This window comes from Siphonobacter sp. BAB-5385 (genome assembly GCF_002261125.1).
In the GTDB taxonomy this organism is placed as follows: Bacteria; Bacteroidota; Bacteroidia; order Cytophagales; family Spirosomataceae; genus Siphonobacter.
The window spans coordinates 1-20,554 of record NZ_NMPS01000007.1; the positions used below are offsets into that span (position 1 = coordinate 1).

Below are 20,554 nucleotides of genomic sequence, written 5' to 3' on the forward strand. Positions count from 1 at the left end.
AACGGAAAACTCAAAACGGAAAACTCAAAACGGCTGCGGCCACCGCTCAAAACCCTAATACCTTTCCACTTTCCATTCCGCAATACCTCCTTCGAAGCGGATATTGATTTTTTTCTTGGCACCCGCATAGCCGGGCGTTTCGTAAGCATCACCCTGACGCGTAAATCCGTTGAAATCTTTTTCCGTTAACGCTCCCCGGGTGGTGATTCGACAACCCACGGATTGCGGTACCTTGATTTTTACACTCGCCACACCCGCATTTACTTCCACGTCCGTTTGGTCGGTTTTATCACCCAATTTCAGATCCATTTCGGCGGCTCCGGTGTGCAGACTTACCTTGCTGACTTTGAAAGGCGTCAGGTCAAAATCGGCTTTGCCCGCCCCTACTTTCATGTCCAGATTCCAGAGCGGTTGTGGATTAAGGCGTACGGCAACATTGTTGTGTGAGTGCTCTTCGTCCCAGTTCCACTTCTTACGCCCCTTCATGCTTAGTACTACTTCGCTGGCTCCGTTCACACTCGTACTTTTCAGCGACAGATTGCCCATATCCAGATCACCATCGGCCTCTACCAACTGTTTATCCGTAGTACCCATCGTAAACTCCGCCGCTCCGCCTTCGAGCTGAAAACTAGCTGCATTAACACTATCGGTCATGGGTTCGGCCAGGTATTGCTTACCGCCACTCCGTTCTGAATCGCGGTTTTCGTACGATTCTTCTGATTCATCGTCGTCCCAGCTTCCATTCCAGTGAATATTGTCACGTACCCGGTCCCGTACTTTCGTAGCAATGAACAAGGGAACGCAGATGGCCAGTAAAATCAGGGTCACTACCGTGACGTTGCGGTTCGATTTACCCCAGATCATGTTTACACCCAGTACCACAAACAAGAGGGGCCAGAGCCGCAGGAGTTCACCGAAATGGAAGTCAAACCAGCCCAGATTTCGTCCCAGGAACAAAATTCCCAGTAGTACGAAAAATCCGCCGAGTAATAGATTTTTAGCATTCATAGCATGAAGGCCCGTAAGCGGTGCCCGTTAAAGAGAGATGACAGCAATAGCGTAGTTGAAGGAAAAACGTTATCAGGCAAAGGGTTCAGCGGGTGGCTGAGGCGGCTGCGGGGGTTGCGGTGCAGCGGGATCGGCTGGAAAGGACCCCGTAGTGTGCGGCGGGTCATAAGGCGGTTCTTCTTTTTTCCGAACCAATAGCCAGATACCCAGTACAATTAACGCTACGGGCCAGTATCGCCGTACCGAATGCCAGTCAATGTAAAACCACCCCAGTTCCTCGGCCAGTTTGATAATGCCATAGACGATGAAAGCCAGGCCTATGATTACGCGAGAAGGTGTCATGTGTGTGTTTGGTTATGGGTGAGTGCAACGCTGGTATCAGGCAATTCTTTCCTTAATCTGATCTTTGAAAATTACTGCCAGCCCAACGACGATTAATGACAGAGGCCAGGCTTTATCCCAGTCGAACCAGGTAAACTCGTCCAGTAAAAACAGGGAGCCAAACAAAATTGCGGCAATACCCCAGGCTTTCGAATTATGCGTACGGGGCTGCGGTGAATTCGTATCCACCTCTACGGCATACGCTCCTTCTACTCGTTTGGGAAGGGCAATCCATAAGATAATATAGGCAATGACGAAAGGAGCATGCGTGAAAATGGCACCCAGTACAAACAGCACCCGTACCAGAGCTACATCAACATTTAAGTAAGCAGCCAGACCGGCGGCTACGCCACCAATCATTTTATGCGAAGGAATGCGTTCTAAACGGTTCATGACTTTATATCCTTAGTATTGAATGATAAACGTTGAAAAAGCGGTTCATTGTTCGCTTTGTTGATTCAAAGGTGGCAATTGAATTGGTTCAACGGAAGTCAATCGGGCCGGATGGTTTCTTTCCGTGGATCAACGGACTATTTTATGGATAGAACTTGGTTATACACAGTACCTATTACTTTTTACAGAAAATCTTTGCCTTTTTTTACCCCTCTTGGCTAAAACAGGTATTTCTACGTAAAGAAAAGCCATCCCGCTGTATCACTTTTGTGAGATCAACCTTCTGCCTTTTCAAATTCTCGCTTGTGTATATAAAAGTCATGCATTACTCATGACGAATACTCCCTCTGGCGTTGCCGGTTTAGAGTAAGACTATTTCCGATTCAAATAGCTATCCAACTCACAAACACGAACCCATCCAGCCGGATGGGTTTATTTTTTGGTAAAGTTCGTACATCCTTCCATTCTGGGCTGGCCGTCTTTTTTTAACCAAAAGGCCATTGAACCTTTCTGTTATGCCCTATACTGCTCTCATCACCGGAGCCAACTCCGGCCTTGGCTTAGCCACGGCCCAGGCCCTGGCTCGACAAAATTTTGATCTGATTTTTCTGGTACGCTCCCGCGAAAAGGGCGAATGGGCCCGCCAGCAAGTGCTGCAACAGTCTCCACAGGCTCGTATCGAGTTGTTCTTTGCGGACCTGACTAATCTGGCCGCCCTGCGTCAGGCCGCTGAGGCCATTCAGAAACGTTACGACCGCATTGACCGGCTGATCAACAATGCCGGTTACGCTCCCGCTTCCATCGAGTATACACCCGAAGGTTACGAAAGAAGCTTCATCGCCAATCACCTGGGTCACTTTGTACTCACCTTTGAATTGTTCGACTTACTACGAGCCAGCGGTGAAGCCCGCATCATCAATGTTTCTTCAGCAGCCCACGCTTTGGGAAAGGCCCGTCGTTTTTTTGTGAAGAACAATACCGCTCTGAACATCTGGACTACCTATGGCGATGGGAAGCTGGCCAATATTCTATTTACCCAGGAACTGGCCCGGCGGCTGGAGGGTCAGCCCATTACGGCCTACGCCCTTCACCCTGGCGTTGTGAATTCGCAGTTTGGGCAAAATTTTCTGGGTAGCTGGAAAGTCGGCTTTGGTTTGCTACGCCCGTTCATGATCACACCGGAAGAAGGGGCCCGCACGGCGGTGTATCTGTCAACGGCATCTGTACCCGAGTCGTACAATGGTAAATACTTTAGTAAATCACGGCCCACACGTATCCTCAGTACCGACGCCAACGCCTACAATGGGCAGTTGTTATGGAAACTGAGCGAACAGGCCGCTGGTATCCGCTGGCTGTCCTGATCCCCGTTCCGGGCGGGCTCATAAGGCTTCTACGTACATTCGTCGCATTCCTTTTCCAGGATTGCTCCTTAGCCCGTACTTTAGTTTAACCTTTCAGCCAGTCCTACTGGCTCATCGAAGGGAACCACTACTCTGACTAACGAAACGATATGAGTGATTCCCATACTGCTTTCACAGTATTGCGAGCTTATTTAGTGGATAAAACTGAATTTTCGGAAGAAGACCTGGCGACCATTTTCAGTTATTTCCGGTTAAAAAAGGCCAGCCGTTACGAATTTTTGCTAACCTCAGGTGAGGTATGCCGAAATCTGTATTTTGTAAGTCGGGGTAGCTTTCGTTTGTTTTATACGCAGCCCGACGGAGCCGAAGCAACGCGGTATTTTGCTTTAGAAAACACCTTCGGAACGGCTCTGCAAAGTTTTTTGACGCAGGAACCTTCTCTGGAAACGAACCAGGTACTGGAAAACTCGGATCTTCTGGTGATTAGTTACGAAGATTTTTATCACCTGCACGCCACTTTACCCGGTTGGGATGCGGTGTACCGTTACATTCTCGAAACGGCCTATATCATTAGTACCCGACGCTTTGAAACCTTCCTGTGCATGGATGCAGCCGATCGCTATCGCTGGTTGCTACGCATGCACCCCTCCTTCATCGAACGATTTTCTAACAAACACGTGGCCTCCTACCTCGGGCTTTCTCAGGAAACGCTAAGCCGCCTCAAATCACGTATTGGTCGTAGCCCTCAACTCAACTGACGCTGCAGATGTCGCAGAGCCATCGTGCGGTAAGGCTCCAGATCCAGGATCGGCCGGGTTCGTTGCGGAGCTTCGTCGTCCCATTCTTTCACTTTCAGGCTCAGGTAGAAGTACGGATTTTTTTCGTAAGCTTTGGCCTCCCGTTCGGGCATAATGCCCCCCTGCGTGTACAACTGATGCAGGCGATGTTCGTCCAGCTGGCGTACGCGTTCCGGAAATTTCCAGCACAAATAGCGTTCGGCCTCGGTATGCATTACTACCACCTGGGCTACTTTTTCTGAAAACCATTGGCTCGCAGGTACTCGGAGCCAATTCGACCGTAAGCTGGCTGGTAATGATCCGAAGCCAGCAACTGGCCAATGTCGTGAAAAAAGGCCGCTAGTACTACTTCATCGTCGTAGCCTTCTTCTTCAGCCAGTTGAGCCGTCTGAATGGAATGTTCCAGCAAACATTCGTCGGCATGTTCATACGATTGGTACAGGCCTAGCAGAGCATCAACGGTTGCCTGCATTTCAAAATTTTTCATCGGACCAGAGGAGTTAAGCTATCTTTTATCAGGCGTAGCGGCTTATCCAAATACACAAAAAGCGGCAGTACAAGGTTCTGCCGCTTTTCTTCAATCGTTTCATTCACTTAACCATTAATACGTTTCGGGCTGGATAAATCGCTCTTGTCTGGAACAAACTTACACCGCCAGCATTACGTCAGTTTTAAGTAGCCGTGAACAAATTGATAGCTTTCCATTCATTAAGCTCTACTTGTACCCTGAGGCCTGAACCCGTTTGTCCATTCGGGACAACCCTATGCTGAAAATAGTTTTATCCCGAATGATCTCTGGCTTACACTTTTTCAACGAAAAAATAGACGATTAAAATCACACTATCGTCCTCAACCAAATTAGACGCTTTGTGCGGGATTCGGCCATCAAAAAACAGGGAATCGCCTTCTTTTAACACGTGCGTTTCTTCGCCAATCACACACTCTATTTCTCCTTTGATAACGTATTTAAATTCGTACGCATCGCTCGTAGTAGTCGTACTTTGCCGGGCCTGGGGTTTTACCTCCGCCAGTACGATATCGACGGCCAAAGCTGCGATCGTTTTTGTTAGAATGCGACGATAGGTAAAATCCGGAGCATCCTCTTTGTAGAAGGTCTGATACTCCTCTTTACGTCGGACAGAAAGCTTTCCGTTTCCTGAACCCTGTACCAATTCTTCAAAAAATACGTTCAAATCTATTCCCAGCGAACGAATCAAATTGATTAATACGAGCAGAGAAGGAATCGTACGATTGTTCTCAATTTGGGAAATTAATGCCTTACTTACCTGAGCCCGATTCGCAAGTTCCTGTAAAGTAATACCCTGACTTTTCCGCTTTCCTTTAAGTTGGCTACTGATTTGAATTAAAATCTCTTCGTTCATGCGGTTGACAACACTTCAAAGCGAGCAGCGTTGTTTTGGTTATTGATAATTTAAAAAATTGAGGATTTTTTGAGCTTTCTGGCAAAATAAATGGCGGATATTACCAGTAAAAGCCCTGCAATTAGCGGAAGAAGGTAGGTAATGCTGAGATAAAACTTTAGCCAGGAAATATCCGTATGACCGAAGTTTTTAATTATTAAAATGCCCACGCTTCCCAGATAACCAGCGAAATCAGCCGAATAAAAGAGAAAGCCTACATTCGCTTTTTCACCACGAATGGCAATGAGGCGTTCAAAAAGCATTCCATTAAAGGGAACGTATACCAGATAAATACCTAGTCCTACGCCAATCATCCATTCCAGCGGCTGAATTCGCCCCTGAAGGTATAACCAGGAAGCAAGCGGAATCAGAATTATACCTAAAGCGATAAAGACCAGATTGGCCCAAAATGCCTTTCGATTGCTGGAAATGATAAACAAAACACCCACCAGTAACGTCACAATTACCCCTACCCAACTTTCGGTTACGGAAAAAATACGGGGCGTGCGGATGCCCAGTTCCTGCCAGATTTCGACGGCAAAATTGTCGCGGATATCCCGCAGCATGGAGATAATAACGTAGATCAGGATCAGTGAAACCAGACCCGGAGCCAGTGCTTTGAAAAAACGTCGCCGGTCCTCAGCAGTCATGGGCAGGCGGGGCTTTCGGGCGGCAATGTCGGCTGCTGTAGGGGGCGGAGCAACCTGTAACATCCAGACAAAGAGGAGCAACAGAGGCGAAAAAGCCAACCCTACTACCGCGGGCATCCAGTACTCGGATACCCCCCAGTTGAGCACCCAAACGCCCACGGATTTTACTACACCGGAGGCAACAATAAAACTTAAACAGAGGCCTGCTCCAAGCAGATCGGTCAGTCGGCGGCCTTCCAGAAAGCCAAAGACCAGTCCGTATACCAATCCCAACGCGAGACCGTTAAAAAACAGTAAAAACCAGTTGTACGGAGGGGGTAGCAAGCCAAATAGGACGAGAGCTAGTTCGGCCACTCCGATTACCAGCAGAATTCGGAGCGATCGCTGCTCCGGGCGGGTTTCGGAGATGATTTTTATACCAATCCCTTTGGCGGCGGCGTAACCCAGAATTTGAGTAACGACGAGGATGATTTTATAATCAATCCCTGCCAGTTGCATCGATTCGAAAGTGCCTGCGGTAAATGGTTTCCGAAAAGCAAACATGCAGAAGTACGTACCAAAAGCACCAATGGTTAACCAAAGGGTTAATAAAAAAGGATTGGTAATTTTTAATGGCACTGTGAAAAAATCTCTAATACCCATAAATCAATCCCCATCATTAGCGAACATAGCTTCGCACTATTGTTTCAGTATAACTAAAACAATTTAAGTAAAACTGAATATTAAGGTGTTCGTTGGGACTTAAATAATTCCGGCGGGGTAATGGAGCAGGACTTTTATAGCTCTTTTTCAAAGCTAATTAACTTAACTCAATAATAAATCAACTTGTTTTTTAAAACAGATCAATTTATTCATGAAAACTGGTTTCATTTTATCCATAAAATCAGTTCTACGCGAGAAAATTCTGTTCAAATGCCTGACCAGATAGCGTATATTTCCAATGAGTAGTTTTAGAAGACTACCTTTATTTCGAGAAACGGATGGCTTCCACAGGTCGCATTCGGGTAATAATGAAGGTAGGTAACAGCAGTACGAGGGTGACCAGGCCGAGTACAGCCAGGTTGAGAGCCAGCACTACGCCCCAATTCATTTCAATGGGGACGTAACTCATGTAGTAGTTTTCCGGGTCAAGGGGGAAGAGACGGTAACGTTGCTGAATCAGACACAAGCCGATACCCAAGCCATTTCCAATCAGAAGACCTTTCAGAATCATCGAGATTCCCTGCCACAGAAAAACCTTGCGAATCTGCCAGCTAGGGCTACCCAGGGCTTTTAGCAAGCCAATCATGGGAATCCGCTCCATGATGAGGACCAACAGTACCGATACCATATTAAAGCTGGCCACGAAAAGAATCAGGGTCAGAAATACACTGAGGTTACGATCCAGCAGGCTCAGCCAGTCGAACAGGGGCCGGTATTCATCGACTACACTCCGCAGATCCTGTTCGGGTTCGAGTAACCTGGCAATTTGGGCTTCCGCCGTCGGTAACTGCGTAAAATCCTTTACAAACACTTCATACCCCCCTACCGTATCGGGCCCCCAGCGATTGAGCTTCTGTACCAGACGTATGTCACCCAGAATGAGTTGTTTATCCAATTCCTCCAGCCCCGTTTCATAGATTCCCGTAACCGTAAGTTTACGGGGCCGGGGCGGATTTTGAAGGAAATAAATGATTACGCCATCACCGGGTTTGAGTTGTAACTGTTTGGCAATCGTCCGGCTGATCATCACCTGTTTCGAATCAGAAGTATCTTTCTGAAATGCAGGCAAGGCACCTTCCACCAGATTCTGCCGAAAAACATTCCAGTCATAATCAGACCCTACACCTTTAAACAGTACCCCCTGAAGATCATCCGGCGTTTTCAGTATCCCCGCTTTGTGAGCCACCATTTGCAGGTGGCGTACGGCCGACAGGCTTTTGTACTGTTCACTGATCCGGGAGTTACGGGGCATAGCCATTTCTTCGTACGACTGATTTAGCGTATACCGGGTAACTTTCAGGTGAGCCGACAGACTAAAGAGTTTTTCCTGAATGGTGCCTTTAAAACCAAACAGTACCGCAAAAGCCAGAATCATCACCGCCAGCCCAATCGCGATACTGGCAATGCCAATACGGGTTACCGTCGCCGAAAACAAGCGTTGTTCGGTACGGCGGCGTAAACGGGCAGCGAGAAAACGTGGAAAGTTCAACGAAAAATAGTATTAGTTACCGGATGCCTATCCGGGTTTGTTCAAAACCAATGAAAACCGGTTTACGATTCTGATTTGATCGTTTTTCCCTTTTTTCCTAATTACAAAAGTAGCGGTTCCCGTGCTTTTCCAAAGTTAGCGTTGGTTTTTCCGCTCTTTCCCCCGAAATTTGCACATGGTTTCTTTCCGTACCCCCTGTTTACTGGCTCTTTTCCTGCTTGTGGTCGCCTGTTCGCGGCCCGTTTTACACGCCCAGTCTGCTTCCAAGGTGACGCTCGGCATCGAGCGAACGAACGAGTACCTGCCCTTGCTGAAAGGAAAAAAGGTAGGACTGGTGGTCAATCATACGTCCATATTTCCTGATCAAACGCATCTGGCTGATTCTTTACTGAATCTGGGCGTACAGATTAAGACCATTTTTGGTCCCGAACACGGCTTTCGCGGCAAGGCCGATGCGGGCGAGCACGTCTCGAGCGGCGTAGACCAGAAAACCGGCTTACCCGTCGTATCCCTCTATGGCTCGAATAAGAAACCCACACCCGAGCAAATCAAAGATCTCGATATTCTTCTGTTTGACATTCAGGATGTAGGAGCCCGTTTTTATACGTATACGTCTACCATGCACTATATCATGGAAGCGGCGGCGGAACAGGGCAAAACGGTACTGATTCTGGACCGGCCGAATCCCAACGGTCACGTAGTGGATGGCCCCGTGCTGGACCGCAAGTTTGCTTCTTTCGTCGGACTTAATCCCGTACCTATTTCCCACGGTTGCACAGTGGCTGAACTGGCCGAGATGATCAATCAGGAAGGCTGGCTGAAAAACGGCGTAAAATGCAAGCTCGTGACGGTTCTCTGTCAGAATTACACCCATCAAACGCCCTATCCCCTACCCATCGCTCCATCGCCGAATTTGCCCAACCAGCAAAGTATTCTGCTCTACCCTTCCATCTGTTTGTTCGAGGGTACGGAGATCAGTTTAGGTCGGGGGACGGATACGCAATTTCAGGTCATTGGCGGTCCTTCGCCAAAATATGGTACGTACGAATTCACCCCGGTAGATAAACCCGGAGCCATGAACCCACCCAACGAAGGTGTACGTTGCTACGGCCTGGATCTGCGGAAAGTAGATGCCTGGAAAGAAGGGTTTACGCTGAAATACGTACTGGACTTTTATGCGAAAGCTCCGGATAAAAGTAAATTCATCAACCGTCCGAAAGCCTTCGATCAACTGGCGGGTACCGACCAGTTGCGGAAACAAATGGAAGCGGGCCTGAGCGAATCCGACATTCGGAAGAGCTGGGAGCCCGCTTTGAGTCAATACAAAACCCTTCGAAAAAAGTACTTACGATACCCTTGATAGTCGTTTGAGGAAGGTTTAAGGTTCAATGTTTGATAGGGTTTGAAGTTTGAGCTAAACTTTAAACATCAAACCTGAAACTTCCGACCTACAAACCTCCCTCATACGCAGAACTCTTTTTTTATCGATTCCTTACTGACCAATTGTCGGTACACACATGACTGAAAAAATTCTTATTCTCGATTTTGGCTCGCAGTATACGCAGCTCATCGCCCGCCGGGTTCGCGAGTTAAATGTGTATTGCGAAATTCATCCGTATAATCATTTTCCTGAACTCGACGCTTCCGTGAAGGGTGTCATCCTTTCCGGTAGTCCCTGTTCAGTACGCGACGCCGATTCGCCGCACCCGGATTTGACGCAATTCCGGGGTCAGTTGCCTCTGCTGGGGGTTTGCTACGGAGCCCAGCTGCTGGCCCAAACCTCAGGTGGCGAAGTAGCCCCTTCTAAAATCCGGGAATACGGACGGGCCATGCTGCATTCGGATGATGCCAACCGTTCCGTACTATTGCAAAACCTGACGCCTGAATCGCAGGTATGGATGTCTCACGGGGATACCATCGTATCGATTCCTGACAACTTTACCATCATTGGCTCCACGGAAACCGTACGTGTAGCCGCTTTTAAAATTGAAGGTGAAGAAACGTACGGCATTCAGTTTCACCCCGAGGTAACGCACTCGCTGGAAGGTAAAGAAGTCCTGAAAAACTTCCTGGTGGACATCTGCGGTTGCAAGCAGGAATGGACGCCCGCCAACTTCGTAGATGAAGTAGTTGAGCAATTGAAGGAAAAACTGGGCGATGACAAGGTAGTTATGGCTCTTTCCGGTGGGGTCGATTCTACAGTAGCCGCCATGCTGATTCACCGGGCCATCGGACCGAACCTGTACTGTATCTTCGTAGACAACGGGCTATTGCGGAAAGACGAATTCGAGCAGGTACTGCACTCCTACCAGGATATGGGCCTGAACATCAAAGGCGTAAACGCCAAAGATCAGTTCTACTCGGCTCTGTCTGGTTTGACGGATCCCGAAGATAAACGCAAAGCCATTGGCCGGTCTTTCATCGAAGTATTCGATCAGGAAGCTCACCTGCTAACCGACGTTAGCTGGTTGGGACAGGGTACAATATATCCCGACGTGATTGAATCGGTATCCGTGAAAGGTCCTTCTGCAACGATCAAATCGCACCACAACGTAGGTGGTCTGCCCGATTTCATGAAACTTCAGGTCATCGAACCGTTACGTACCTTGTTCAAAGATGAAGTACGTCGCGTGGGCCGTGAATTGGGTATTGTGGAATCCATTCTGGGCCGCCATCCCTTCCCCGGACCGGGTCTGGCCATTCGGATTCTGGGTGATATTACGGCTGAAAAAGTAGCCATTCTTCAGGAAGTAGACGCCATTTTCATTGGTAAACTCCGCGAAAAAGGCCTCTATAATCAGGTATGGCAGGCCGGAGCGATTCTGCTTCCCATCCAGTCCGTTGGCGTCATGGGCGATGAGCGTACTTACGAACGCGTGGTGGCTCTGCGGGCCGTGGCCTCGGTAGACGGGATGACTGCCGACTGGGTACACTTGCCTTACGAGTTTCTGGCGGAAGTTTCCAACGAAATCATCAACCGGGTGAAAGGCGTAAACCGCGTCGTCTACGACATTTCGTCGAAACCCCCGGCCACCATCGAGTGGGAATAATCATAGCACGAAAGCCGGAGGCTTTACTCCGGCTTTTCGTTTTTGTTAAAAAGTTTGAAAGGTGTAATTCGTATACATACTTTCAAACTTTTTTAACGTTACAAGAAAACAGTACCTTTAATCTTCATTTTAACGATCGTTCAATACCCACCTAATTACTTTATCTCCATCCCTCTGTTTGTATGAAAAAGGTATACGCTGTTTTGTTCCTTGCGTTGAGTGTGTGGTCCTGTAAGCCCGCTGATACCGAACCGGCATCGGATTACGATTACTTCCCGCTCGAAAAAGGCAATTTTGTTATTTACGATGTCACCCAAACCCAGTATGCTCTGGCTCAGGATTCTGTCCGGTCACAGTATCAGATTAAAGAACTGGTAGCGGACGCCTTTACGGGACTGGATGGCGAATCCTCCTTCCGGCTCGAACGCTACCGCCGCAATAGTCAGCAGCAGGCCTGGGCCATTGACTCGGTCTGGACGGCTCGTCGGACGCTGAATCAGGCCATCCGTACGGAGAATAATGTACCCTACGTGAAACTCTGGTTTCCGGTCTACCCTAAACAAACCTGGAATGGTAACGTTTTGAATAGTAATGATCCGGACGAATACGAGGTAACCCAAAAGGACCAGCCGCTGAAAATCGGATCAAACGATTTTTCTAAAACGTTGACGGTCGTACAGGAAAACAAAGTATCAGCCATTGATTTAGTCAATCGCAAAGAAATATACGCCAAAGGAGTCGGACTGATTTACCGGGAACGCACGGAGCTGTATTACTGTCAGTCAGCCGCCTGTTTTGGTCAGAATAAAATTGATTTTGGAACTCGCTTCATTCAGCAAATATCTAGTTATGGTAAAGAATAGAGGGCTTCGGGCTGGTTTATCGGCACTGTTAGCGTGTGCATTTTTCTCGGTTCAGGCCCAAACGACGGCCAAGTATCTGGTCGTATTCAAGGACAAAACCAATTCACCCTACGACGTCAATCGCCCGCAAGAGTTTCTCTCCAAACGTTCCATTGAACGTCGCTTCAAACAAAACCTGGTCGTCTCTGAACGCGACCTGCCCCCTAACCCGACCTATATCCAGGCCGTTCGGGAAAAAGGAGCGAAAGTCTGGTACAAAACCCGCTGGGCCAATGGTGTGCTCGTGGAGTGTACCCCTCAGCAACTGGAAGAGATCAAAACCCTGCCTTTCGTGGCCGGTAATGATGGTAACGTTCCTTTGAGTGCAGTACCCGTCACCACGACGCCGGGTATTCGTAGCGGTAGCAAAGCCTGGTCGGGTGACCTGCAACCGCTGGAGGCGTCGCCAGCTACTTCTACCCCAAAAAATCCTAAAGCCCTGGATTATGGGTATTCCCAAACGCAGATTGGTCAGATGCGGGTGGACTCGATGCACGCCCGGGGTTTCCACGGCGAAGGCATGTGGGTGGGGGTGATTGATAATGGCTTTCTGAGCGTCAATACACAGGCGGCGTTCAAACACCTGTTTGACGAAAACCGGATTCTGGGCACCTACGATTTTGTAGCGAATAATGCCAACGTATACGATCAGGGTACGCACGGCAACAGTGTACTTTCGCTCATGGCGGCTTACCTGCCGGGTCAGTTGATTGGTACCGCTTACAAAGCCTCCTATCTCTTGCTTCACACGGAAGACAATTCGGGCGAAAAACGGCAGGAAGAAGCTTTTTGGCTAGCCGCTGCCGAATACGCTGATAGCGTGGGGGTAGACGTGATCAACTCTTCTTTAGGCTATTCGACGTTCGACAATCTGGCTACCAGCTATACCTATCAGGATCTGAACGGCCAGAAGGCTCTTTCGACCCGGGCCGCTAAATGGGCCGCTGAGACGGGCATTTTGGTGGTGGTTGCGGCGGGTAACGAAGGCAGCGATGCCTGGCGTTACATCACCGTACCCGCGGATGCGGATTCCATCATTACCGTAGGAGCCGTTGACTCACGTATGGCTCGGGCCAACTTTAGTTCCATCGGACCAACGGCGGATGGACGCATGAAACCCGATTTATCGGCCATGGGCTCTGGTAACGTAGTGATCAATGCCCTCAACGGACAGTTGGCTTCGGGTGGTGGAACTTCGTATGCCTCGCCCCTGCTGGCGGGTATGGCGACCAGTTTCTGGCAGGCGTATCCGTACCTGACCAACATGGAAGTGATTTCCTTACTGAAGCAATCGGCTCACAAGAACGAGGAACCGGACAACTTTCTGGGCTACGGCGTACCCAACTACCTGCGAGCAGAACAGGCTATACAGGCATTTCGTAAAAAGGAAGGCGTACGCATTGTACCTAATCCCACGAGTGGTTCCCGCAATCCGATCGCTGAGTTGCCATTTAACGAGCAAAACCGTACGTACGCCGTAACGCTACTCGATACGCAGGGACGCATTTTCTGGGAAGGACAAGTTTCGGGTCGCCGGGCTGAACTCGCCATTGGATCGCTTCCGATGCCTTCGGGTATGTATATGTTGCGATTCTCGCGGGATGCGGAAAACTACACGGCCCGCTGGCTGAAATGGTAGGACATCCAGCATCTATCTCTCGTACACACAGAAGCCGTAAAAGCATGACTTTTACGGCTTCTTTCATGAATATGCCACTGGCAATGATTATACATCGATTATTCGACTTACTTCATTATTCGAGTATAAAGTAGTACCCTTTCCAGATTGAGAAACGCCCCCTACAGCTTTGGTCTTGAGATTTGCCTGAAAAGTCGCTGACTTGAACGTTCACGGCGGGCTTTGGTGTATCTTCATTGCAAAGAAATCGTTTCATTCTCACTATGAAAAAACTCTTACTCTTGCCTTTGCTGGTCCTTACCAGCATGGCCTACGGCCAGAAAAAAGGGAAGAAACCGACTCCTCCGCCCCTACCTAAAAAAGCCCTCACGCATAGCGTGTACGACGGCTGGAAATCGATTACGTACCGTACGCTCTCCAACGATGGCGACTGGGCCATCTACACCGCCAACCCCCAGGAAGGCGATGGTAACGCGATTTTTTACGGGCTGAAAAAAAGCAAAATTGACTCTGTTCAGCGAGCCGCCGACATTCGGGTCAGCTACGACTCGGAAGTAGCTGTCTTCAAGATTAAGCCCCAGGCGGCAGTCGTACGCGATGCCAAGCGGAAGAAGAAAAAGCGGGAAGACATGCCCAAAGATTCGCTGGGTATCTATTCGCTGAAAACGAGTCAACTTACCAAAATCCCGAAGGTCTCTTCCTTTGCTCTCCCCGAAAAAGCGGGTGGATTCGTAGCCTATCAACTGGAAACACCCGCCGCAAAACGCGATACGACGGCCCGCCGTACCAATCGGAAACCCGCTAAAAAGGAATCCGAAGAAAACGGGTATCAGCTTGTCCTGAAAAATCTGAAATCAGGCACGCAGACTTCCTATTCCTTTGTGACGGATTATGCCTTTAGCAAAAACGGCAAACGGCTGGCTTACGTCACTACGGGTAACGACAGCACGGTAAAACTACCCGGTGTTTACGTCGTGGATCTGGCCAACGGTTCTTCGCAGAAAGTATTCGAAGCGAAGGGTAAAACCAAGAAACTCAGTTTCGACGAAGCCGGCGACCAACTGGCCTTCGTAACCGATCCCGATACCAACGCCAAATCGCTGGTGCATTACCATCAGTTGTACTACTGGAAATCCGGTCAGGCTCAGGCTCTCAAAGTAGCGGATCAGGCCAATCAACCCGGTCCGAAAGGCTGGCTGGTGAGTGGTGATGCTCCGCTGGCTTCGCCAAAAACGGCTCAAAACTATTTTTCGGTACGGCTCCTGTTCCTGCGGTAGCTGATACAACGATGTTACCCGAAGAAGTGGTAAACGTAGAAGTATGGGGACCGAAAGACCGTACCCTGCAACCGCAGCAGAAAGTAACCGCCGAACGCGATAAGAAACGTTCGTACACGGCGGTATACGATCCGGCTACGAACGCCTTACGGCAACTGGCTACGACGGAAATGGACGAAATTCTGCCCGTCGCTGATGGCAATGCTGATTATGTAGTGGCCCTTTCGGATTTGAAATACTCGCACGAACACTGGGACTGGAATAGTCGTAACGATGCGTACGTAGTTTCCACGAAAGATGGTTCAAAGAAACTGATCGGTGAAAACATTCGGGGTAACATCCGCATGTCACCCGAGGGTAAATATGCGTACTGGTTCTCGCTGTCGGATACGGCCTGGTTTGCTCACGGAATTGCCACGGGCAAGACCGTTCAGTTGACCAAAGACCGGAAGTTCGCGGACGAAGACGACGATCATCCGGATTTCCCCCGGGGATACGGCTCGACGGGCTGGACGAAAGGCGATGCCCTGCTGTATATCTACGACAAATACGACGTCTGGACGGTAGATCCGGCGAATCCCGCTAGTCTGACGCGACTGACCAAGGGTCGGGAAGTAAAGAAAACCTACCGTTTCATTAACCTTGATCCCGAAGATCGCGGTCTGGTTGATCCTTCCAAACCGCAATTGGTTCACCTTTTCGATCACACGACGAAAGCGAGTGGTTATGCTCAATGGTCGGGTTCAACGCTGACGGTACTGCATCAAGGCGATTTCGCGGCCAGTCCGATGGTAACGAAGGCCAAGAATACAAATGATCTGCTTTTCACGAAAACCACGTTCCGCGAGTATCCGGATCTGATGGCAACGGATCTGTCCTTCAAAAATATTCGGAAGATCTCCAACCTGGGCGAGCAGACGAAATCGTATCGCTGGGGTACGGTGGAAATGGTGAGCTGGGTATCAGGCGATGGTGTAACGCTACAGGGATTGCTCTACAAACCCGATGATTTCGATTCGACGAAGAAGTACCCCATGATTACGTATTTCTACGAAAAGGAATCGGATAACATCCACAACTTCGTAACGCCCGCTCCGACCGCGAGTGCCCGTAACAACTACGCGTACTCGGTTTCCAACGGGTATATCGTATTCGTACCAGACATCGTGTATCAGGATGGTTATCCCGGTCCAAGTGCTTACAGCTGTATCATTCCGGGGGTACTGAAGTTACTGGAAAATCCCTGGGTGGATCGTACGCGGCTGGGCATTGTAGGCCATAGCTGGGGCGGCTACCAGACGGCGTATCTGATTACGAAAACGAATCTGTTCAAGACGGCCGTACCGGGTGCTCCCGTCGCCAACATGACGAGTGCTTACGGAGGTATTCGCTGGGGAACGGGCTTAAGTCGTCAGGCTCAGTACGAGCATACACAAAGCCGTATCGGCGGTACGCTTTGGGAAAAACCGCAGCAGTACTTCGATAACTCGCCGCTGTTCTATTTACCCAACGTACAAACGCCGGCTCTGATCCTGCACAACGATGAAGACGACGCAGTACCCTGGTACCAGGGCATTGAGCTGTACGTGGGCCTGAAACGTCTGGGTAAACCCGCCTGGATGCTCAACTACAACACCGAGAAGCACGGCCTTCGCGTGCGTAAAAACCAGAAAGACTGGACCATCCGCATGTGGCAATACCTGGATCACTACCTGAAGGATGCTCCAGCTCCGCAATGGATGACCGAAGGGTTACCCATGATTGAAAAAGGGGTCAATCAGCGACTGGAACCCGCAGCGGCTCTGCCTTCCGGAAAGGCGATGCGTTAAAAAAGAAAAGACCGAATGGCTTCACACCATTCGGTCTTTTGCTTTTAGGTAGTGTGCTACGCCTTACGCGTCGTCACGAACGATTTTTACGGACTGAATCGTATCTCCCTGACGGATGTCATCCACGATGTCCAATCCTTCAATCACCTGACCAAAAGCCGTGTGTACGCCATCGAGGTGAGCCGTATTTGAACGGTTGTGGCAGATGAAGAACTGGCTACCACCCGTATTGGGGCCCCGGTGAGCCATCGACAAAACGCCACGATCGTGACGCTGACGTTCGGCTTTCGTTTCGCAGGGAATCGTATAACCCGGACCACCCGCACCGGTACCGGTAGGATCGCCACCCTGAACCATGAAATTAGGGATTACGCGGTGGAATTTTACACCGTTGTAGAATCCTTTTTCTGATAAATCAATAAAGTTTTTTACCGTAATGGGCGTCTCTTTTTCGAAGAGTTCAATCACCATTGTACCCTTATCGGTAAGCATCTCGGCTTTTACCATTGCTTCGTACTGATTAGTTGAGGCTGCGAAGTTAGGCAATTAAGTTTTCCAAAACTTCGCAAACCTTGCTGCAAATCGTAGAATTTTCAGCCCGCCTTCCGGGACATATTTCCTCAGTATCAGCTCATTACAGATTAGAAAGTGGTTAGAATTGTATTAGAATTCACTAAAACTTAAATCAGAATTAAATTTTTTAAATCTCTTTGTAAAAGGATTTGTGAAACTTGGTTTTTACAAAAATTTCATTTTTCGCGTAAAATCAGTTCAAAATTGAAGTTCGAACGAACAAAATCCAAAGTAAATCCTTGTAATGTGTACAAAAACAAACGTTTCTTTTTCATGGTATAATCCTATATTTTCTGGAAATTACTGTGAAAAATCTAATTAATTTACTATCTTTGTTTAGAGGCCATCCTCGAAAATGGTACATCTTTTTTTCAGTATCATTGAATTAGTTTTAACTGCAACAAGTCATGAAACGCTATATAATGACCGCTATTCTGGCCGGACTGGTCAGCATAGCTTTTGCCCAGACCAAACCCCGCTTAGACCACGGATATTCCACGCATAACTACAAGCACGCCAATAAAGCAGCCGTAGCCAAGCAAATACAGAATGCCGAGTCAGGGGTGAGCATCCAACGGGATGGTTCAGTACGTGAGAACATCGGATTACAATCGACGGCAAACTATAAAGTTCAGCGTCCTTACAATACCAACGGTAAACTGAATATTCCGGCTCCGCCGGTTACGGGATATGCTACTACGGATCCCAGTCAGTCACCAAGGAATTACAAAATGGGACGCCCCTCGATTGTTAATTCGAACGATCAGCTTAGTCGAAGTAAGAAAGATACCAACGATATCAACGTTGGAAATGAATAATCAGAGGCCGGGGATAAACCCCGGCCTTTTTTCTGTGGGATTTATAGCAATTCTTCGTACGCCTTGAGGTTACTTCTCTACAGGTCTATCTTTTCTCAACTACACAATCCAGATAACTATTTGTTTATCAATGACTTACTAACTTCTCTATTCTCTGGCACGATGGTTTAACCTACTATAGCTCATACTAACGAAAATGCCTTATGGACAAACTGGCAAAGTTTGAATTAATGGAGAAGATCGTTCGTGAGTTAGACGACCTTCGCAATAGCCAAACGGCTGTACTCAAAAAGATCGGTCAAATTGAAGTTGAAAATATAGAGTTGAACGATAAAACGCTGGAAAACGGCGTGTCGGATTTGTTTACGAAAATGTCCGAAACATTGGACTCTGTAACGGCCGTTCATACCGAGTTTTCAGATCGAACGGATCAGTTCAGAAAAGACAACAATCTGGTACCCGCAGAGGATGCTGTATAATCGGGTAATTTAGAATAAACAAAAAGGAGAGCTTTCACAGGCTCTCCTTTTTGTTTATGATCGTTGCCCTAGTCCAGGCCTCAATTTTCTTTTCAAAAAGACAGGCTTCCAGCATTCAGACCCCATTACGGCGTAAGACTCTCCAGCGGTGAAGCCACACGGACAGCTTTTGGTTTTAATCCGAACAACAGTCGAGTCCAGGCCAAGTGCCGAATCAGGAAGTGATATAAAACCCAGCAAGTCAGAAAAGTACTGACTACCAGCAGGATAAACTTCATCGGCCAGTTCATTTGAAGGGGAGCCAGCCAATAGCCTACCACCACGATAATGAGCTGGTGAAGAATGTAAAAAGGACATACAGCCTCGTTGGCATAGGAAAGGAAGCGGCTATTGAAGTTTAGATAGTAATGGGCATTTCCGAATAAAGTCAATAAGCAAACCCAGGTATGGAAGGTTCGCAGCAATGTATATACTGCCAAAACCCAGCCCGTCAGTTCAGGCCGATCAATCCAGAAAAACGTATAAAGTAGCGTCGTGGAGACGACCATCAGGGCCAGTGTCAGGAAACGGTAGTGTACGACCGTGTCCCAGAACTTTCGCTGGGCACAGACGAAATAGCCCATCAGGAAGAAACTCAAGTAATACCAATGCCGCTGCCCGTAACTGCATAAAGCATTGAGGTTCAGAAATTCTTCCTGCCATAAAAAATCGGCTAATGCATACCAAACGGTTGGTACCAGTATCAACCAGCCAGGATGGGCACAAAACCTGGCCCATGCTGCCGTGAATCGCTCGTTTACAGGCTTACGTACGGCCCCCAGTAGTGGGATACTCACCAGATTATAGCTGAATAAATACGCCAGAAACCATAGATGATGCCAACCAAAGTTTCCCTTCGGATAGCTCTGAAAGTGAAACACGGTTCTGTAAAATTCGAGGTAGGAGAACGTAGCTCCATCGGTGAGCCGTTCGACGTAGATCTGCGGGGGTACAATGACAAACATCCCAAAAATCAGCGGCAGCAGAATGCGTCGCGTTCGTTCACTCAGGAATTCCAGAACCGAACGCTGGCCCAGCGACAACCATACGCCCATGCCTGCAATCATAAATAGTAAGGCCATTCGCCAGGCACCGACAAACTGCATGGGATACTCGATCAGGTAGTTTTGAACATTGTTTTTGACGTGCCAATCCCAATAGTTAAAGAACATTCCCGTGTGAAAAAGAATCAGTAAGCCAAAGGCGAGTACGCGAAGCCAATCCAAATCGTAACGGCGGAGGATTTTCATAAAGTATACGTTTAAAGACGGTGGGGGTAATCAACTTTTAGCTACAGACTGACCAGAAAGGCCCCTGTGTAGCCGGTAAGCAACGGAGGTTTGGCTAGAATGACACTAAGAATTAGGCCTGACTGGACAGGAATAGGGTTGTAGTTGCTGCAATCTATTGGCGAATAGATGCAAAGGAATGGATTCCGGGCTGATCCTGGGGGATTGCTGTTTGGTCAGAAGTGACCCAAAGCTATATCCTGGCCAATAGCCATGCATGCTACCGAGCGGAAGCATGGAGCAATTCTTACACGAGTTAAGGTGGGGCATACAAGAGCCCGCCTGGCGGGGCGGGCTGCTAAAATACGAAAAGCTGTGTCACTTCATGACGTTGAGGAGCCACTTGCAGTAACTATTCTCCAGGAACAGCTGATTCAACGAAGCTTCTGAAAACGAAACCTATTCTTCAATTCTGGTTTTCAATGAGTTATTCGAATAAAACACTACAAACTTTTCG

General features: G+C 48.5%; 20 protein-coding genes. 10 read left to right on the top strand and 10 right to left on the bottom strand.

Going from position 1 to position 20,554, the window contains the following annotated elements; genetic code table 11:
* Nucleotides 1-54 precede the first annotated feature (54 nt).
* The 3 genes from BWI93_RS00385 to BWI93_RS00395 all read right to left on the bottom strand — a co-directional run bounded on the left by BWI93_RS00385 (nt 55) and on the right by BWI93_RS00395 (nt 1,782).
* Nucleotides 55-1,008: a DUF5668 domain-containing protein gene (locus BWI93_RS00385; RefSeq protein ID WP_094808204.1), complete on the bottom strand. Its 954-nt coding sequence runs from the start codon at nt 1,006-1,008 to the stop codon at nt 55-57.
* A 72-nt stretch (nt 1,009-1,080) separates the two neighbouring features.
* Nucleotides 1,081-1,350: a DUF5668 domain-containing protein gene (locus tag BWI93_RS00390; protein WP_094808205.1), complete on the bottom strand. Its 270-nt coding sequence runs from the start codon at nt 1,348-1,350 to the stop codon at nt 1,081-1,083.
* A 36-nt stretch (nt 1,351-1,386) separates the two neighbouring features.
* Nucleotides 1,387-1,782: a PspC domain-containing protein gene (locus BWI93_RS00395; RefSeq protein ID WP_094808206.1), complete on the bottom strand. Its 396-nt coding sequence runs from the start codon at nt 1,780-1,782 to the stop codon at nt 1,387-1,389.
* 515 nt (nt 1,783-2,297) lie between these two features.
* On the opposite strand from BWI93_RS00395, the gene BWI93_RS00400 reads away from it, so the two are divergent.
* Nucleotides 2,298-3,143, top strand: coding sequence for an SDR family NAD(P)-dependent oxidoreductase (locus BWI93_RS00400; RefSeq protein ID WP_094808207.1), 846 nt, complete (start codon nt 2,298-2,300; stop codon nt 3,141-3,143).
* A 149-nt stretch (nt 3,144-3,292) separates the two neighbouring features.
* Entirely contained in the window at nt 3,293-3,901 is a 609-nt protein-coding gene (locus BWI93_RS00405; protein ID WP_094808208.1) for a Crp/Fnr family transcriptional regulator, read from the top strand.
* Here BWI93_RS00405 and BWI93_RS00410 read toward each other — a convergent pair.
* The 5 genes from BWI93_RS00410 to BWI93_RS00430 all read right to left on the bottom strand — a co-directional run bounded on the left by BWI93_RS00410 (nt 3,889) and on the right by BWI93_RS00430 (nt 8,202).
* Nucleotides 3,889-4,155 carry a hypothetical protein gene (locus BWI93_RS00410; RefSeq protein ID WP_094808209.1) on the bottom strand — a complete coding sequence of 89 codons (267 nt, stop codon included), beginning with the start codon at nt 4,153-4,155 and terminating at the stop codon, nt 3,889-3,891. The two genes, BWI93_RS00405 and BWI93_RS00410, sit on opposite strands and share 13 nt — an antisense overlap.
* Nucleotides 4,156-4,169: 14 nt before the next feature.
* Nucleotides 4,170-4,427 carry an HD domain-containing protein gene (locus BWI93_RS00415; protein ID WP_094808210.1) on the bottom strand — a complete coding sequence of 86 codons (258 nt, stop codon included), beginning with the start codon at nt 4,425-4,427 and terminating at the stop codon, nt 4,170-4,172.
* Nucleotides 4,428-4,740: 313 nt separating this feature from the next.
* Complete coding sequence (locus BWI93_RS00420) at nt 4,741-5,322, bottom strand: helix-turn-helix domain-containing protein (protein ID WP_094808211.1); 582 nt, start codon at nt 5,320-5,322, stop codon at nt 4,741-4,743.
* Nucleotides 5,323-5,372: 50 nt separating this feature from the next.
* Nucleotides 5,373-6,554, bottom strand: coding sequence for a DUF5690 family protein (locus BWI93_RS00425; RefSeq protein ID WP_141217298.1), 1,182 nt, complete (start codon nt 6,552-6,554; stop codon nt 5,373-5,375).
* Between the two features lie 421 nt (nt 6,555-6,975).
* Nucleotides 6,976-8,202 (bottom strand): FtsX-like permease family protein, encoded by a 1,227-nt coding sequence (locus tag BWI93_RS00430; RefSeq protein ID WP_094808213.1) that lies wholly within the window; start codon nt 8,200-8,202, stop codon nt 6,976-6,978.
* A gap of 175 nt (nt 8,203-8,377) precedes the next feature.
* Between BWI93_RS00430 and BWI93_RS00435 the strand changes: the two genes are divergently transcribed.
* The 6 genes from BWI93_RS00435 to BWI93_RS00460 all read left to right on the top strand — a co-directional run bounded on the left by BWI93_RS00435 (nt 8,378) and on the right by BWI93_RS00460 (nt 16,899).
* A complete protein-coding gene (locus tag BWI93_RS00435; protein WP_094808214.1) occupies nt 8,378-9,562 on the top strand; it encodes an exo-beta-N-acetylmuramidase NamZ domain-containing protein in 1,185 nt (394 codons plus the stop codon).
* A 157-nt stretch (nt 9,563-9,719) separates the two neighbouring features.
* Complete coding sequence (gene guaA, locus BWI93_RS00440; RefSeq protein WP_094808215.1) at nt 9,720-11,252, top strand: glutamine-hydrolyzing GMP synthase; 1,533 nt, start codon at nt 9,720-9,722, stop codon at nt 11,250-11,252.
* 182 nt (nt 11,253-11,434) lie between these two features.
* Nucleotides 11,435-12,115 carry a hypothetical protein gene (locus BWI93_RS00445; RefSeq protein WP_141217299.1) on the top strand — a complete coding sequence of 227 codons (681 nt, stop codon included), beginning with the start codon at nt 11,435-11,437 and terminating at the stop codon, nt 12,113-12,115.
* Nucleotides 12,102-13,793 carry a S8 family serine peptidase gene (locus tag BWI93_RS00450; RefSeq protein ID WP_094808217.1) on the top strand — a complete coding sequence of 564 codons (1,692 nt, stop codon included), beginning with the start codon at nt 12,102-12,104 and terminating at the stop codon, nt 13,791-13,793. Before BWI93_RS00445 ends, BWI93_RS00450 begins: the two co-directional genes overlap by 14 nt.
* A gap of 263 nt (nt 13,794-14,056) precedes the next feature.
* The gene (locus BWI93_RS00455; protein ID WP_094808218.1) at nt 14,057-15,070 is read left to right on the top strand and encodes a hypothetical protein; all 1,014 of its coding nucleotides are present in this window, start codon (nt 14,057-14,059) and stop codon (nt 15,068-15,070) included.
* A gap of 11 nt (nt 15,071-15,081) precedes the next feature.
* Nucleotides 15,082-16,899, top strand: a complete 1,818-nt coding sequence (locus BWI93_RS00460) for a S9 family peptidase (protein ID WP_094808219.1) — start codon at nt 15,082-15,084, stop codon at nt 16,897-16,899.
* A 63-nt stretch (nt 16,900-16,962) separates the two neighbouring features.
* Here BWI93_RS00460 and BWI93_RS00465 read toward each other — a convergent pair whose 3' ends face one another.
* Nucleotides 16,963-17,406 (bottom strand): peptidylprolyl isomerase, encoded by a 444-nt coding sequence (locus BWI93_RS00465; RefSeq protein WP_094808220.1) that lies wholly within the window; start codon nt 17,404-17,406, stop codon nt 16,963-16,965.
* A 473-nt stretch (nt 17,407-17,879) separates the two neighbouring features.
* Here BWI93_RS00465 and BWI93_RS00470 point away from each other — a divergent pair, with 473 nt between their 5' ends.
* Both BWI93_RS00470 and BWI93_RS00475 read left to right on the top strand, forming a co-directional pair.
* Nucleotides 17,880-18,290 carry a hypothetical protein gene (locus BWI93_RS00470; protein WP_141217300.1) on the top strand — a complete coding sequence of 137 codons (411 nt, stop codon included), beginning with the start codon at nt 17,880-17,882 and terminating at the stop codon, nt 18,288-18,290.
* A 203-nt stretch (nt 18,291-18,493) separates the two neighbouring features.
* Nucleotides 18,494-18,769 (top strand): hypothetical protein, encoded by a 276-nt coding sequence (locus BWI93_RS00475; protein ID WP_094808222.1) that lies wholly within the window; start codon nt 18,494-18,496, stop codon nt 18,767-18,769.
* 125 nt (nt 18,770-18,894) lie between these two features.
* Here BWI93_RS00475 and BWI93_RS00480 read toward each other — a convergent pair whose 3' ends face one another.
* The gene (locus tag BWI93_RS00480; protein WP_094808223.1) at nt 18,895-20,058 is read right to left on the bottom strand and encodes an acyltransferase family protein; all 1,164 of its coding nucleotides are present in this window, start codon (nt 20,056-20,058) and stop codon (nt 18,895-18,897) included.
* Nucleotides 20,059-20,554: the final 496 nt, after the last annotated feature.

Bases quoted from the DNA above. Each gene is read 5' to 3' on its own strand.
- guaA (WP_094808215.1), top strand. From the start codon at position 9,720: ATGACTGAAAAAATTCTTATTCTCGATTTTGGCTCGCAGTATACGCAG.
- BWI93_RS00445 (WP_141217299.1), top strand. From the start codon at position 11,435: ATGAAAAAGGTATACGCTGTTTTGTTCCTTGCGTTGAGTGTGTGGTCC.
- BWI93_RS00450 (WP_094808217.1), top strand. From the start codon at position 12,102: ATGGTAAAGAATAGAGGGCTTCGGGCTGGTTTATCGGCACTGTTAGCG.
- BWI93_RS00465 (WP_094808220.1), bottom strand. From the start codon at position 17,406: ATGGTAAAAGCCGAGATGCTTACCGATAAGGGTACAATGGTGATTGAA.
- BWI93_RS00390 (WP_094808205.1), bottom strand. From the start codon at position 1,350: ATGACACCTTCTCGCGTAATCATAGGCCTGGCTTTCATCGTCTATGGC.
- BWI93_RS00435 (WP_094808214.1), top strand. From the start codon at position 8,378: ATGGTTTCTTTCCGTACCCCCTGTTTACTGGCTCTTTTCCTGCTTGTG.
- BWI93_RS00475 (WP_094808222.1), top strand. From the start codon at position 18,494: ATGGACAAACTGGCAAAGTTTGAATTAATGGAGAAGATCGTTCGTGAG.
- BWI93_RS00460 (WP_094808219.1), top strand. From the start codon at position 15,082: ATGTTACCCGAAGAAGTGGTAAACGTAGAAGTATGGGGACCGAAAGAC.
- BWI93_RS00420 (WP_094808211.1), bottom strand. From the start codon at position 5,322: ATGAACGAAGAGATTTTAATTCAAATCAGTAGCCAACTTAAAGGAAAG.
- BWI93_RS00425 (WP_141217298.1), bottom strand. From the start codon at position 6,554: ATGTTTGCTTTTCGGAAACCATTTACCGCAGGCACTTTCGAATCGATG.
- BWI93_RS00405 (WP_094808208.1), top strand. From the start codon at position 3,293: ATGAGTGATTCCCATACTGCTTTCACAGTATTGCGAGCTTATTTAGTG.
- BWI93_RS00480 (WP_094808223.1), bottom strand. From the start codon at position 20,058: ATGAAAATCCTCCGCCGTTACGATTTGGATTGGCTTCGCGTACTCGCC.
- BWI93_RS00455 (WP_094808218.1), top strand. From the start codon at position 14,057: ATGAAAAAACTCTTACTCTTGCCTTTGCTGGTCCTTACCAGCATGGCC.
- BWI93_RS00400 (WP_094808207.1), top strand. From the start codon at position 2,298: ATGCCCTATACTGCTCTCATCACCGGAGCCAACTCCGGCCTTGGCTTA.
- BWI93_RS00395 (WP_094808206.1), bottom strand. From the start codon at position 1,782: ATGAACCGTTTAGAACGCATTCCTTCGCATAAAATGATTGGTGGCGTA.
- BWI93_RS00470 (WP_141217300.1), top strand. From the start codon at position 17,880: ATGAAACGCTATATAATGACCGCTATTCTGGCCGGACTGGTCAGCATA.
- BWI93_RS00410 (WP_094808209.1), bottom strand. From the start codon at position 4,155: ATGCATACCGAGGCCGAACGCTATTTGTGCTGGAAATTTCCGGAACGC.
- BWI93_RS00385 (WP_094808204.1), bottom strand. From the start codon at position 1,008: ATGAATGCTAAAAATCTATTACTCGGCGGATTTTTCGTACTACTGGGA.
- BWI93_RS00415 (WP_094808210.1), bottom strand. From the start codon at position 4,427: ATGAAAAATTTTGAAATGCAGGCAACCGTTGATGCTCTGCTAGGCCTG.